At 72.8% G+C, this 13,272-nt stretch carries 13 protein-coding genes; 5 read left to right on the forward strand and 8 right to left on the reverse strand.

Annotated features, from left to right (window positions below; all coding sequences use genetic code 11):
* Positions 1–125 precede the first annotated feature (125 nt).
* On the forward strand, positions 126–380 hold the full coding sequence (locus ACFYXU_RS16540) for a DUF6332 family protein (protein WP_389458130.1): 255 nt from the start codon (positions 126–128) through the stop codon (positions 378–380).
* Positions 381–492: 112 nt separating this feature from the next.
* On the opposite strand, the gene ACFYXU_RS16545 is transcribed toward ACFYXU_RS16540, so the two are convergent.
* The 4 genes from ACFYXU_RS16545 to ACFYXU_RS16560 form a co-directional block, all read right to left on the reverse strand.
* Positions 493–1,359 carry a D-alanyl-D-alanine carboxypeptidase gene (locus tag ACFYXU_RS16545; RefSeq protein WP_329857886.1) on the reverse strand — a complete coding sequence of 289 codons (867 nt, stop codon included), beginning with the start codon at positions 1,357–1,359 and terminating at the stop codon, positions 493–495.
* A gap of 153 nt (positions 1,360–1,512) precedes the next feature.
* Positions 1,513–2,379 carry a hypothetical protein gene (locus ACFYXU_RS16550; RefSeq protein WP_376507889.1) on the reverse strand — a complete coding sequence of 289 codons (867 nt, stop codon included), beginning with the start codon at positions 2,377–2,379 and terminating at the stop codon, positions 1,513–1,515.
* Complete coding sequence (locus tag ACFYXU_RS16555; RefSeq protein WP_389458132.1) at positions 2,376–4,211, reverse strand: GMC family oxidoreductase; 1,836 nt, start codon at positions 4,209–4,211, stop codon at positions 2,376–2,378. The genes ACFYXU_RS16550 and ACFYXU_RS16555 overlap by 4 nt, the downstream gene beginning before the upstream one ends.
* The gene (locus tag ACFYXU_RS16560) at positions 4,211–4,615 is read right to left on the reverse strand and encodes a hypothetical protein (protein WP_329857748.1); all 405 of its coding nucleotides are present in this window, start codon (positions 4,613–4,615) and stop codon (positions 4,211–4,213) included. Before ACFYXU_RS16560 ends, ACFYXU_RS16555 begins: the two co-directional genes overlap by 1 nt.
* Before the next feature lie 292 nt (positions 4,616–4,907).
* Between ACFYXU_RS16560 and ACFYXU_RS16565 the strand changes: the two genes are divergently transcribed.
* Together ACFYXU_RS16565 and ACFYXU_RS16570 are read left to right on the forward strand one after the other, a co-directional pair.
* The gene (locus ACFYXU_RS16565; protein WP_376507885.1) at positions 4,908–6,119 is read left to right on the forward strand and encodes a tetratricopeptide repeat protein; all 1,212 of its coding nucleotides are present in this window, start codon (positions 4,908–4,910) and stop codon (positions 6,117–6,119) included.
* A 74-nt stretch (positions 6,120–6,193) separates the two neighbouring features.
* On the forward strand, positions 6,194–7,240 hold the full coding sequence (locus tag ACFYXU_RS16570) for a polyprenyl synthetase family protein (protein ID WP_389458135.1): 1,047 nt from the start codon (positions 6,194–6,196) through the stop codon (positions 7,238–7,240).
* A 258-nt stretch (positions 7,241–7,498) separates the two neighbouring features.
* On the opposite strand, the gene ACFYXU_RS16575 is transcribed toward ACFYXU_RS16570, so the two are convergent.
* A complete protein-coding gene (locus ACFYXU_RS16575; protein ID WP_389458138.1) occupies positions 7,499–7,879 on the reverse strand; it encodes a transposase in 381 nt (126 codons plus the stop codon).
* A 160-nt stretch (positions 7,880–8,039) separates the two neighbouring features.
* Here ACFYXU_RS16575 and ACFYXU_RS16580 point away from each other — a divergent pair, with 160 nt between their 5' ends.
* Entirely contained in the window at positions 8,040–9,035 is a 996-nt protein-coding gene (locus tag ACFYXU_RS16580; protein WP_389458140.1) for a GNAT family N-acetyltransferase, read from the forward strand.
* A 79-nt stretch (positions 9,036–9,114) separates the two neighbouring features.
* On the opposite strand, the gene ACFYXU_RS16585 is transcribed toward ACFYXU_RS16580, so the two are convergent.
* From ACFYXU_RS16585 to ACFYXU_RS16595, 3 genes are all read right to left on the reverse strand, one after another.
* Complete coding sequence (locus tag ACFYXU_RS16585; protein ID WP_389458142.1) at positions 9,115–9,984, reverse strand: DUF4436 domain-containing protein; 870 nt, start codon at positions 9,982–9,984, stop codon at positions 9,115–9,117.
* 25 nt (positions 9,985–10,009) lie between these two features.
* Complete coding sequence (locus tag ACFYXU_RS16590) at positions 10,010–11,113, reverse strand: agmatine deiminase family protein (RefSeq protein WP_389458502.1); 1,104 nt, start codon at positions 11,111–11,113, stop codon at positions 10,010–10,012.
* Positions 11,114–11,320: 207 nt separating this feature from the next.
* Entirely contained in the window at positions 11,321–11,902 is a 582-nt protein-coding gene (locus ACFYXU_RS16595) for a TetR/AcrR family transcriptional regulator (protein WP_389458144.1), read from the reverse strand.
* Positions 11,903–12,044: 142 nt separating this feature from the next.
* On the opposite strand from ACFYXU_RS16595, the gene ACFYXU_RS16600 reads away from it, so the two are divergent.
* Complete coding sequence (locus ACFYXU_RS16600; RefSeq protein WP_389458146.1) at positions 12,045–13,223, forward strand: agmatine deiminase family protein; 1,179 nt, start codon at positions 12,045–12,047, stop codon at positions 13,221–13,223.
* Positions 13,224–13,272: the final 49 nt, after the last annotated feature.

Raw genomic sequence — 13,272 nt, forward strand, 5'->3', positions numbered from 1 at the left:
CTCACGCATCGACCGGCCTGCTGACAGGGGAATCTAACGGCACGTCGAACTCTTTGCCCCGCTTTGTACACGCCGTGGGTCAGGAGGGCCGCCCCAATGGCCGAGCGCCGTGTGAGACTCTCCGCATGGACAGCGGGCGCGAGTCGCGGTGGGAGAAGGACGCGATGACGGTGGAGATCATGTTCGCGCTGGTGACCGCCGGCTTCCTGGCCGCGCTCGTGTTCGGCGCGTTCCTCGTGCCCGCGCTCGCCGTCGGGACCGCGGAGCCCGTGGGGAAGGGCCTCGTCGTCGCCGGGGGCGTCCTGGCCGGCGTCGCCGGCGTGTGGCGCGTGGTGCGCGTCCTGCGCCGGTTCGACACGAACCGGCGCCAGGGGCGTTGACGGAGACGACCGCACCCACGACACCGATGCCCGGAGACGGGAGAGCTGCCTCCCGCGGGGCGGGAGGCAGCTCGGGGTGGAGACGGCGCGCTCGGGCGCCGGTCGCCGTGGGTTACCTCGCGAAGCCGTAGTCCAGCAGCTTCTTGACGTCGGCCGCGCGGTTCGTCTCGTTGGGCGCGGCGAGCACCGTGCCGATGACCGTCTTGTTGCCGCGGGTGGCCGCGAAGACGAGGCAGTACTTGGCCTGCGGGCCCGAGCCGGTCTTCACGCCGATCGCGCCGCTGTAGGTGCTCAGGAGCTTGTTCGTGTTGGTCCACGACATGTACCGGTAGCCACCGGACTTCGTCGTGACCTTCTGCTTCGTCGACTTCGTCTTGACGACGTTGCGGAAGGTGGCGTCCTTCATCGCACTGCTGGCGATCTTCGTCAGGTCGCGCGGAGTCGAGTAGTTCTGGCCACCTCCTATTCCGTCGAACGAGTCGAAGTGGGTGTTCCGCAGACCGAGCTTCCGCGCCTCGTCGTTCATCTTGCCGATGAACGACTTGACCCGGGCCTCACGCGTGGTGCCCGTGCCGAACTTGTCGGCCAGCGCGTAGGCGGCGTCGCAACCCGACGGCAGCATCAGGCCGTAGAGGAGCTGACGGACGGTCACCTTGTCGCCGACGATGAGCCGGGCCGACGAGGCGTTCTTGGCGACGATGTAGTCGCTGTAGGCCTTCTGGATCGTGACCTTGGCGTCGAGGTTGAGGTTGCGCTGGGACAGCACCACCTTCGCGGTCATGATCTTCGTGGTGGAGCCGGTCGCCCGGCGGGTGTCCGCGGCCTTCCCGTACAGCGTCGAACCCGTCCCGTTGTTCATGACGAAGCCGCCGGGGGCGGTGATCGACGGCACGGCGGGCGCCGCGTACGCCTGGCCGGCGAAGAGGCCGCCGGCCAGGACGGCCGAGGCCGTCAGCGAGACGGTCGCTGCGCTGCGCAGGCCGAGTTTCGGAGTCAGCAAAGTGTTCTGCCCTTGGTCGGAATCTGATGTCGTCCGGGTCCGGACACGGACCCGGCGCATAGAAGACGCTCGAGAGGGCCCCAGGGATGCACGGTGAAGGGGGTGATCTTTTTCGCGTCGCGCTGACGCGTGTCAGAGGGGATGTCCGGCCGTCGGATAGTACGGCCGGTGATGGGCGGCCACCGGCGGCGACTGGTAGGTCCACGCGCCGGAGGCCGGGGTGCCGTCCGGGAGCAGGGAGCGCACGTCGCGGCCGAGGTCGCCCTCCGGGGCCCGCACCTCCAGCCGCGTGCGCCCGGCGTGTTCGGGGGCGCTCAGGTCGTGCCATCCGTACGGCTGGTACACGTTCATCGGGCCGGCGAGCAGACGTCCCTCGGGGTCGGTGCCGTAACCCGTGACGGGCGCGGAACAGGCGGGTGCGGCCGTGAGTCCGTCCAGCCGGACCGTGAGGTCGAGCAGGGGTTCCGGGGTCCGCTCCAGCGTGCCGTCGGGGCCGACGCCGGCGGCCCCGCACCGTACGGTCCACGTCGCACCCGAGGGCCCGTTGAGCGACGGCAGGCCGACCTCGAACCAGCCGGGGCGCTTGGGCTCCGCGTACAGCTCGCGCCCCGCCCGGATCGCGAACGGGTTGTCGCACACCACGTGGAGCCGGGCGATGCCGAGCAGCTTCGTCTGGTCCCAGCCCCGCGCGTACGCGGCGTAGGTCAGCCGCGGCAAGCGGTGCGCGTCCGCCGTCGGGAAGGCGACGACGCTGAACTCGACCTCCTGGGTGACCCCGCCGCCGAACGCGTACTGCGCGAAGTACAGCTGGTAGTTGAGGGAGACCAGGGCCCGCCCGTCGTCGAACGCGGCCGCCGTCAGGTCCGGGTGGTGCGTGCCGAGGAGACGGCGGACGGGCTCCGGGTCGACCAGCCAGTCGACGCCGACCTGGTGCAGCGCCCCGTAGTGGAAGGGGAGCTGGAAGGGCTCGGCCACGGGAGGCAGGGGAACGGGGCTCATGCGGGGGCTCCTGGATCGGCGGGGACGAGGTGCGCGGGGCGGTCACGGGCCGTCAGGTCCGCCTCGACGCGTTCGGCGCTGCGCAGCGCCAGGGCGGCCATCGTCAGCGTCGGGTTCGACGTGGCGACCGAGGGCATGCTGCCGCAGCCGACGGCGTAGAGACCGGGGTGGTCCCAGCAGCGCTGCCAGGGGTCGACGACCGAGGTGGCGGGGGAGTCGCCCATGACGTGGGTGCCGGCGGCGTGCCCCGCCCCGCGATAGCCGTACGTCCGGCCGCGGCGCTCGAAGCGCCCGGGCCAGGCGGCCGCCGGGGCGTAGTCCGTGTGGTCCTCGGCGCCGAGGAGCGCGAAGAGCTGGTCCGAGACGCCCCGGGCCGCCACCATGCCCTCCTTGACGTGCTCGTCGAGGTCGTAGGTGACGAGCGGCAGGGGCAGCCCCAGCGCGTCGCGCTCGCTCGGGTGGAGCGTGACCCGGTTCGCGGGGTCGGCACCCTGCTCCATCTCGAACTGGAAGGCGAACTGACGGCGGATCCGGTCCCCGACCGCCCGGCGCAGCTCCGCGCCGAACAGGCCCCGCCCGTCGAGGAAGTGCTCCACGTCCGTCTCGACCGGGCCCTTCGCCCAGATCCACCCCCACGTGCCGAACTCGACGCGGAACGGGGCCCGCAGCTTCCGCGCCGGGCCGGAGCGGAAGCCCTCGAAGCCGGAGACCGAGCCGGGCCCCCGGTACACACCGGCGTCCTCGCCCTCGGGCAGCAGCCCCCACGTCAGCAGGACGGGGTGGTCCATCAGATTGCGGCCGACCTGGCCACTGCGGCCGGCCAGCCCCGACAGGAGCAGCAGCCGCGCGTTCTCCACCGCGTGCGCGGCGAGGACCACGACGTCCGCCTGCGCCACCGACACCACGCCGTCGTACGAGCGGTACTCCACACCGGTCGCCCGCCCCCGTCCGTCGACGAGGACCCGGCTCACCACCGACCGGTCCCGGAGCGCGACCGAACCGCCCCACCGGCCCTGGGTCTTGAGCGGGGTGTACTTCGCGTACGAAGGGCAGTGCGGGATGCAGCCGGCGCTGCCCACACACCGGCTGTCCGGGTCCGGCCGCCCGCCCCGCCCGCGCGGGACGTAGCCGCGACCGCCGTCGTACCGGGGATCGGGGACGGAGTTGCGCGCGTGCGGGGTGCCGACCACGCGCAGCTCCACCGGGTGCGGGGACACGGGATCCTCCACCCGCCGTCCGTCGAGCCGTGCCGCGAGGAAGCGGTCCAGGCGCGCGGCGGGCAGCGGACGCATCGGGTACACATGGCCCTCGGGGAAGCGCAGCCCCAGGTGCGCGCGCTGCTCGTCGGCGTCCGCGGCCACCCCCAGGTGCTCCTCGGCCGCGCGGTAGTACGGCTCCAGGTCGTCGTAGGTGAGCGGCCACCGCCGCCCGTACCCGAAGGGCTCGGTGTCGAAGTCCTCCGGCAGCATCCGGGGCGCCAGACCGGTCCAGACGTTGCCCGTGCCGCCGGTGGCGCGGACGTACCCGCTCGCGTACGGGAGCGGCCCGTCTTGGCGCAGATGACCCGTCGCCCGGAAGCCGGACGTCCCGCCGGCGCCCGCGAGGTCGGCCGCCTCGGGCGACGCGGCGGCGGGGTGGGAGCGGTACGGGGATCCCGGCAGCCGGCCGGCGGCCGTCAGGTACGCGGTGAGCGGGTCGGCCCCGTCCCGGCCGCCCGGGGCAGACGCTCCCGCCTCCAGGACGAGGACCCGTCGGCCGGCCCGTCCGAGCCGGTGGGCGACGAGCGAGCCGGCGATCCCCGCGCCCACGACGATCACGTCGTACCGCGTCATCACCCGCTCCCCCCGGCCCAGCTCCCGTATCCGCCGGGAGCCGCCGCGGGAGCGGTGACGCCGGCCGCCTTCCAGACGAGACCCTCCGCGTAGGCGCGCGGAGACACCAGTCTCGGCGGGGGCCCGGGCCAGCTTCCCGTGTACCAGAGGTACGTGAGCGCCCTGGCCTCCGCGCGCAGCGCACCGCCCGGACAGTCCCCGGCGGGCTCCGGGGCGTGCGGTCCGCCGAGCTCCCGGAGCAGCCTCGCGTACCGCTCGGCGCCGAGTTCCTCCACGGCCACGTCGCGGTACACCTCGACGAGCCCGGTGGCCGCCAGGTCCGCCGGGTCGAAGCCGGTGAGGCGCGCCGACAGGGCGGCGAATCGCAGGGTGTCGTCTCGCTGTGCGTCGTCCGTAAGAGCCACGCGGGCATCGGTGCCCCGCCGCCCGTCGGGGCATGCTCCGCGCCCCCGGATCGGCTCGATCACGACGGCGCGCGCTCCCACGGGCGGCTGGAGTCGATCGCCAGAACGTTCACCGTACAGGCAGGTGTTCGCATCCTTCTCGATGACGATCCGTCGGCGGACGCGTAGCACTTGAGGAGGACTCCGCGCCCCTACGCAGACGGACATTGCCTCCGGGACGGAACCCGCGCGCGTGGTCGACGTCTTGCTCCCCGCGTCGGCTTGATCGTCGAGTCGACATGAGGAGGTTCTGATGACAGGTCAGGTGAGCGAGCGGACGGCGAGGGCATCCGCGCCGGAGTACCAGGGCGCCCTGGGGTCGATGTCGGTGAACTCCTCCCTGCCCGATGTGCTCGCCCGTGGAAGGGAGGGGCTCCGCGAGGCCGAACGCTCGGGCGACCTGCGGGAGGTGGCGCGCTGCGCCCTCGCCGTGGCCGAGGCGTGCCGCAGGCTCGGGCGGATCGCGGAGGCCGACCGGGCCTGGAAGGCCAGCCATCGGGCGGCCCGCGAGGCCGGCCACGAAGGCGCCATGGCCTGGGCGCTGTGGAGCGGCGGCACGCTCGCCCGGCAGCGCGGCGAACTCAGGCTCGCCTACCGGCTGCTGAAGCTGGCGGCCGAGGCGGGTGAGCGCGGCGGGGACGTCGTCGCCCGGGGCTACTCGCTGGCGGGCCTCGCCGAGACGGGACGCATCCAGGGCGACTACGAGGCCGTGGGCCGGCTGCACGAGCAGCTGCTGACCGAGGCCCGACGCCGGGGCGAGGCCCGGCACACGGTGTGGGCCCTGGAGGGCATCGCGCAGATGCACCGCAACACCGGCCGTTACGACGAGGCCCTGGCCCTGTTCGAGGAGGCGGCGGAGACCGCGTCGCGCGCCGAGGACCGGCGGGGCTGGGCGTGGGCGCTGCGGGGCATAGCCGACGTGGTGTCCGTACGGGACGGGGACGTGGAGCGCGCGCTGACGCTGCTGACGCGGGCGGAGGACGCCTGCCGGGAGATCGGCCTGTCGAGCGCGCTCGCCTACAACCACAAGATGCGCGGCAACGTGCTCTACCGGGCCGGGCGCCACGCCGAGGCGCGCGAGCTGTACAACCGGGCGCTGGAAGAGTTCCGCGAGATGGACGAGCCGCGCGGCACCGCGCTGTCGAGGCTGGGCCTGGTGAAGTCCGAGGCCCGGCTGGGCCGCGCCGCGGAGCGCACCGCCGCGGACCTGGCCGCCCTGCGCGCGACCCTCGACAAGATCGGGCTCCGCCACGCCCGGGACATGGTCGACAAGGCGGCGGCCGAACTGGAGGTGGGCCCGCTTCCCGACCCTGCGGGCGACGGTCCTCGGTCCTCGGACCCGGCCCTGCCGAAGGGCGGCGCGGAGGCCTTGCGGACGGCGGACGTGGAGGCGCTCCGGGCGGCGGACGGGGGAGGACCTGGCGGGGAAGGGCTCAAGGGCGGCGTCGGGGAGGGAACGCGGTGACCGCGCTCCCCACGCAGGCGACGTCGGTCCGGTTGTCGGTCGCGTCAACGGGTGACAGGGCCCCACGAAGGCAGTTGACTCCCCCCGTTCACGAGGGATCCGCCCCCGCAGTCCTGGAGCGCTGTCGGGCGCTGGTGCGGCCGGCGCTGGTCGAGGCGGTGGGTCGGCTCCACCCCTGGACCGGTGAGATGGCGGCGTACGCGCTGGGCTGGGCCGACACGACGGGCCGACCGGACCCCGGAGGCTCCGAGGGCAAGGGCGTGCGCCAGGCGCTCGCCGTGCTCGGCGCGGAGTCGGTCGGAGCCGACGGCTCCATCGCCGTCCCGGGCGCCGTGGCCGTCGAGCTCGTGCACACCTTCTCCCTGCTCCACGACGACATCATGGACGCCGACGCCCTGCGCCGGCAGCGCCCGGCCGTCTGGAAGGCGTACGGCACGGGCCCGGCCGTACTGGCCGGGGACGCGCTCCTCGCCCAGGCCGTGGGAACCCTGGCCGAGGCCGGGGGCGGCCACGCCGCCGCCGCGGTCCGGCGCCTCTCCGGGACTCTGAGCGCCCTGGTGTCGGGCCAGGCGGAGGACCTGCGTTTCGAGCACCGTCCGTGGTCAGGAACCGGCGCGGTGGGACCGGAGGAGTACCGGTCGATGGCAGCCCGGAAGACCGGCGCCCTGCTGGGCTGCGCGATCGCCCTGGGCGCGGTACTCGGCGGTGCGCCCGAGGCGACCGTGGGCGCCCTCGATCGTGCCGGACGCCATCTCGGCCTCGCGTTCCAGGCCGTGGACGACGTCCTGGGCATCTGGGGCGACCCGGCGGTGACCGGCAAGCCCGTCCACGCGGACCTGCGCCGGGGCAAGAAGACGTTTCCGGTGCTGGCCGCGCTCGCCGGTGGAGGCGGGGCGGCGCGCGAACTGGAGGCGCTGCTCGGCTCGGCGCCGGAAGACGCCGAGGCCGCCGCCCGCGCCGCGACCCTGGTGGAGGAGGCCGGCGGACGGAGCGCGACCCGTGAGGAGGCACTGCGCCAGCGGGACCTCGCCCACCACGCCCTGACCGAGGCACCGCTGACGCGCGCCGCGGCCCGGGAGCTCGACGCACTGTTCACACACGTGCTCGACCGCACGTGGTGACGGGCGCCCCACCCCTGGGCCTCGCGCCGGACGGCGGTCAGGACCGGTCCTGCCGATCGCGTGCGGAGCCGGATGACGAGAGCGGCCTCCGTGGCGAGCAGATGGTCCGGCGCGGCTTCTGAGGCGACGACCGGGATGTCGAGGGTGTGCGGGCTGCGGTGCGGTTCTGACGGCGGCGGTGTCGGAGATGGCGCTGCCGATCCACCTCGCCGACGCCCACTGGGAGACGCCGCACCCGCCACTGGTGGAGGCCAGGTCCTACACCGTCGACCGCGGGCCGTACGGGCCGACGCGGCGGCAGTTGGACGAGGCCGGGGCCCGCGAGGCGGCGGAGCGGGGGCGCTTCGCGCCGTACGGTGTCCGACGGGCGTGGAACGGGACGACCCGCTGCCGCCGTACCCGTGGTACCCGTTCCCGCCGTCGAGGGAGGCGTTCCGGTACACGTTCGCGCGGATGCCCGCCGTGAGGGAACCGTGGCTGCGGGCGATCAACGACCGAGGGTTCTGACCTGTCAGAGGGTGGGACCGTCTTCCACGGTCCGAAGCGTTCCGGCAGGTCACGCCACCGCACCCCGGTCCGTACCCGCTGGAGGATGCCGACGACTACCTGACGGTGGCCCCGCCATCGCCGCACCGACACTCACTCATGGACAGGAACGGCCGTAGCCGGTCCCACGCCTCGTCCGTCACAGCCCCGCGAACGGTCATGCCGCGGAAAACACGTTCTGCCGTCTGATCGGCACGGCCTACGCTTCCGTGAGCGATGACACCGCATGTCCGACGTAACGGGGGGTCTTGGTGTGAACGTGAACAGCGGCAGCGGGCGCGCATCGCCGGCCCAGTTGCCTGGCTACCTCCTCCGGCCCTGTCACGGCCCCGAAGACCACGGCGCCATGGCCGCTGTGCGGCTCGGTTGTGCGGAGCGGGACCGGATCGACGCCCGCTCGGTGGTGGAAGGTCTCCCGACGGCGGCCGAGATCGCCGAGGCCTCCGCCGAGCTGGACGACCCATACGGCGACCAGGCATTGGTGGAGTACGACGGTGGTGTCGTCGGCTACGCGACGATCAGGCGGTGGCAGGAGCGGGACGGGACGTGGTTGTACCTGCACCGCGGCTACCTGTTGCCCGAGCACCGTGGCCAGGGCATCGGCTCCGCCATGCTGAACTGGGCGGAGACCCGTGTCCGCAAGCTCGTGCGACAGCACGGAACCGTACGGACGGCCGTGCTCGGCGCGAACGCCATGGCCTCTCAACGGGATGCGACGGCGCTCCTGCTCGATTCGGGGTACCGGCGTGTCTTCAGCCTGGTGGAGCTGGAGCTGGCCGATCTCCGACAGCTCCCCGACGGCAAGCCGTTGCCGGCCGGCATCCGCGTCGGAGCCGTGGATCCGAGCAGCTACCGCGCGGCCTGGAGAACGGTCGTCGATTCCTACGCCGAGGCCGCCTTCACCGAGAGGTGGACGTTCGAGAGATTCCTCGCCACGGCCGATCCGACCTGCTGGCGGGCTGCTTGGGACCGGGAAGACATGGCCGGTGTCGCCCTGTGCTCCATCCGTCGGCAGGACGCCACCGTGGGCGAAGTCGAGGAACTGAGCGTCCGGAAGGAGTCGAGGCGTCTGGGACTCGGGCGAGCCCTGCTCCTGGACGGGCTGCGCTGCCTTCGCGAGCACGGTGCGGAGACGGCCCGGTTGTACACCGGCACCGCGAATCCGCACCGGTCCTACGACCTCTACGAGAGCGTGGGGTTCCGGCGCCAGAACGAGCACGTCCGCTACCGCAAGCCGCTCTCCGTCTGATCCGGCGGAGGTAGCTCCACAGCGCCTGGTCGGTACGGATTCCCGACGACTGAGCCTGGTGTGATGGACCGGACACCCCCTAGTCGGCGCCCTGCGACGCCCGTTCCGCCCTGAAGCCCGACACGACCACGGTGACCAGGCAGAAGGCGATGACGGTCTCGGCCCAGAGGAAGGCGAGGTAGTCGATGAGGCTCCCGATCGGCGGTGATCCCGGGGCCGCGTTGCGGAAGGCCGCGAGGGCGAAGAGCGTGGCGGCCATCCACCCGAGGGCCGGCCAGGTCAGTCCCTTGCGCCGGGTGACGAGGAACCAGGTGCCGGTGAGCACCGCGACGGCCAGGGCCCACATGGCCGTCATCATGAAGAGGGCGAAGACGAGCACGCTGTGGGAGCGCGCCAGACCGATGTCGAAGACCGCCGTCCCGTTGTCGTCCGAGCCGTCGACCTCCGCGGAGAACAGGGCGTCGCTGTTGGTCAGCGACATGCGGACGGGCACCTTCTCACCGCCCTGCGTGGCGCTGAACTCGACGGCCGCGTCGTACGCGTCGAAGGGATAGTCCGTGATGGAGCCGCCCGTCAGGGTGACGGGCAGGTCCATGGTCGCGATGCGGCTGTGTGCCTTGAAGGACAGGTCGCCCCGGGTGGAGGTGGAGGTCTGCAAGGTCAGGTCCTCGGTGGGGGAGACGCCGCCGGCCTCGGCCAGCTCTCCGCGCGGGGTGACCAGGACGCGCAGGACCAGCTCCCGGCCGGCGGCGTCGACGCGTTGGACCGAGGCCACGACGTCCACCCGGTCGGGTGGCGAACCGCCCGCGGTGTGGACGGTGTCCAGCGCCTGGCGTTCGCCGTACTGGAGCCACGTCCCCAGGACGATGGCCGTCAGGATCGCGAGGCCGGCCAGGACGGCGGGGAGGACTCTGCCCCGGCTGTGCGTGCGGCGGCGGGGGTTGGGCACGGAGGCTCCTCGGTTCGTGGTGCGGTCAGTCGACCGGGCGGCCGGGCAGGTCGTGGGTGGCGCAGTGGATCCCGCCGCCTCCGGTGGCGAGGGTGTCGATCCGCACCTGGACGATGTCCCGGCGGGGGAAGAGCTCCTGGAGGATTCCCCGCGCCCGGTCGTCGGCCTTCCGGTCGCCGAAACGGGGGACGAACACGGCGTCGTTGCCGATGTAGAAGTTCGCGTACGTCGACAGGAAGTCGTCGTCGTAGCCGCGGACCCGGTCGGGATCGGGCTGCGGGAGGTCGATGACCTCGAAGGCCCGCCCCCGCGCGTCGGTCGCCCCGCGCAGGACGGACAGGGCCTCGTCCGAGGAGCGCGACCAGGAGTCGGCGGGCGTCCCGGGGAAGGCGCGGTCCAGGAGGATCACCCCGGGAGCCGCGAACCGCACGAGGCTGTCGACGTGCGCGTCGGTGATGTCCTCGCCGCGCACGCCCCGCAGCCAGATCACCTTCTCCACGCCGAGGAGCGCCTTGAGCTCGGCCTCGATCCGGTCCCGGCTCAGGCCCGGGTTGCGGTTGTCGTTGACGATCGAGCTCTCGGTGACGAGGAGGGTGCCCTCGCCGTCGGTCTCGAAGGAGCCGCCCTCGGCGACGAGCGGCGCCTGGAGCCACGGCGTCCCGTACCGGGAGAGAAGGTTCCGCCCGACCCGGGCGTCGTGGTCGTGGACCTGCTTGGCGCCCCAGCCGTTGAAGTTGAAGTCGACGCCGAGGACCCTTCCGTCCTCCTCGACGAACACGGGCACCGTGTCGCGGGCCCACAGGTCGTCGACCTCCAGGGGGATGACCTCGACCTCGGAGCCGCACGCCCGCTGCGCCTTCGCGAGCTGGTCCGGCCGGGCCATCATCACGACGTACTCGTACTCCGCCACGGTCCGGGCGAGGTCGGCGATGTCCTTGCGCACGTACCGCAGGTCCTCCTCCCAGACGGATTCCAGGGCGGGCCACGACATGAAGGTGCGGGCGTGGCTCTCCCACTCGGCGCCCAGGCGGCGGCGGGAGGGACGGGGGAGGGACATGGGGGTCTCCGATCGTGAGGGGGCGGGACCGGGGTGGGGAACGGGCCGTGCCGTCAGGCGGTGACGGAGCACCGTCCACCGTCCGACGAGGTGGGGCGAGGACCGCGGCCGTGTCGTCATCAGGGTGCCTGCGCGGCCCGCAGAACCGGCGACACCGCCGGGCGAGCACCTCAGGCGTGTCGCCACTCTGACACTGACTGAAAATCCAGTCAAATATGGCGGGAAGTATGCGCCGTGCGAGAGGTGCCCCGAGGAGCCGCTTCCGCATCCGCTCTTCGTTCAGCGCTCCAAGCGCTCGATCTCCACGGAGATCGCCTCCTTGACCAGCTCCCGGGCGTGGGTCAGGGGCAGCGCGCCGCTGAGCCAGCGCGTGCTGAGGCCCTCCAGGAGGCCGGTCAGGCGCTCGGCCGATGCCGTGAGGGTCGGGGCCGGTGCCGTCGGCCGGACTCCGCTGAGCAGGTCCGCGACGTCGTGGATCCAGGCGAGGGTGGCCCTGGCCAGATCGCCGCGCAGTTCGGGCTCGAAGATCGCGCTGGCGCGCAGCTCGCCCCAGGCGGTGCTGTTCTCGCGGACCTCGGGAGCGTCCTGGAACTCCAGGAGGAGGGAGCGCTCCAGCTCCGTCCGGGCGTCCGCGGGCCCGTCGGCGCCGTCCCCCTCCGAGGTGTACCGGTCGGCCCGCTCGCTGATGAACTCCAGGGTGTGGCGCAGGATGCCGGCGCGGTCCTTGAAGTGGTAGTACAGCAGCGCGGTGGACACCCCGGCCTCGGTCGCGAGCTCCTCCATGCGCAGCCCGCGGACCCCCCGCCGCGCGATGACGCGCGCGGCGGCTTCCAGGATGGCGCTTCTGCGGTCCGTCGCCACGTGATCCCCCTCAAAAGTGGTCTGAACCATCAGTGTCACATATTGACTGAAAATTTAGTCTGGACTCTCGATGATTGACTGAATTTTCAGTCTGCGGCACCATGCCTGCAACACCCGCCCCCTCCCTTCAGGCAGGAGTTCCATGGACACCCCCACGGACCACCTCACGACGTCCCGCCGCCGACTGCTCCAGTTCGGCGCGGCGGCCCTGCCGCTCGCGGCCCTCGGATCGGTGCTGCCCACCGCCGCCCTCGCCGCCACCAGCCCCTCCGGCGCCACGCTGCGGATGCCCGCGGAGACCGACCGCCACGTCCGGACCTTCATGGCCTGGCCCGCCCTGTCGTCCGTCTGGCGCGACCAGCTCGCGGGCGTCCGCCGGGACATCGCGCGCGTGGCCGACGCGATCTCCCGCTACGAGCCGGTCGTGGTGCTCGCCCGCCCCGGTCAGGCGGCCGACGCCCGCTATGCCTGCGGCGCCGGTGCCTCCTACGCCATCGACGTCGTCGAGATAGCCAACGACGACCTCTGGATCAGGGACTTCGGCCCCACCTTCGTGGTCGCCCCGGGCGCCGTCGCGGGGGTGGACACCAACTTCAACGGCTGGGGCAAGGCCGGCACCTCGTACGCGCAGCCCTTCGCCAACGACGCCGTCGCGGCCGCCGGCCTCCTGGACCAGTACGGCGTCTCCCGGGTGCGGGCCGGATTCGTCGGCGAGGGCGGCTCGCTGGAGACTGACGGTCAGGGCACCGTCCTCGCCACGGTCAGCTCGCTCGTCAACGCCAACCGCAACCCGGGCATGAGCCAGGACCGGGTCGAGCAGGCCATGAAGGGGGCCCTCGGCGCCGACAAGGTCATCTGGGTGCCGGGACTCGCCGGTCAGGACATCACCGACTGCCACATCGACTGCCTGGCCCGCTTCGTCGGACCCGGGGAGGTCATCCTGGACAAGCCGGGGCCCCGCACCGCGAGCAAGTGGGTCGCGGTCTACGAGGAGACCAGACAGATCCTCCAGGGCGCCACCGACGCGCAGGGCCGCCGTCTGCACCTCACCGAGCTCCCCGGACCCGACCGCGAGCGCATCCGGGGCAGGGACATGGGCAGCGCCTTCCTGTCCAGCTACACCAACTACTACACGGCGAACGGGGCGGTGATCATGCCGCAGTTCGGGCACGCGGAGGCGGACGCCGAGGCCTACGGGATCCTCCAGGCCGCCTACCCCGGCCGGACCGTCGTCCAGCTCGACATCGACAGCATCGCGAGCGGCGGTGGCGGCATCCACTGCGCCACGCAGTCGCAGCCGGCCGTCCCCCCGGCCCTCTGACCGGGCGACACGCCATGACCTCCGGTCGCCGCGCCGCCGCGGCGACCGG

Origin of the sequence: Streptomyces sp. NPDC002232 (assembly GCF_042890295.1) — a bacterium.
Lineage (GTDB): Bacteria > Actinomycetota > Actinomycetes > Streptomycetales > Streptomycetaceae > Streptomyces.

Bases quoted from the DNA above. Each gene is read 5' to 3' on its own strand.
- ACFYXU_RS16555 (WP_389458132.1), bottom strand. From the start codon at position 4,211: ATGACGCGGTACGACGTGATCGTCGTGGGCGCGGGGATCGCCGGCTCG.
- ACFYXU_RS16540 (WP_389458130.1), top strand. From the start codon at position 126: ATGGACAGCGGGCGCGAGTCGCGGTGGGAGAAGGACGCGATGACGGTG.
- ACFYXU_RS16565 (WP_376507885.1), top strand. From the start codon at position 4,908: ATGACAGGTCAGGTGAGCGAGCGGACGGCGAGGGCATCCGCGCCGGAG.
- ACFYXU_RS16550 (WP_376507889.1), bottom strand. From the start codon at position 2,379: ATGAGCCCCGTTCCCCTGCCTCCCGTGGCCGAGCCCTTCCAGCTCCCC.
- ACFYXU_RS16600 (WP_389458146.1), top strand. From the start codon at position 12,045: ATGGACACCCCCACGGACCACCTCACGACGTCCCGCCGCCGACTGCTC.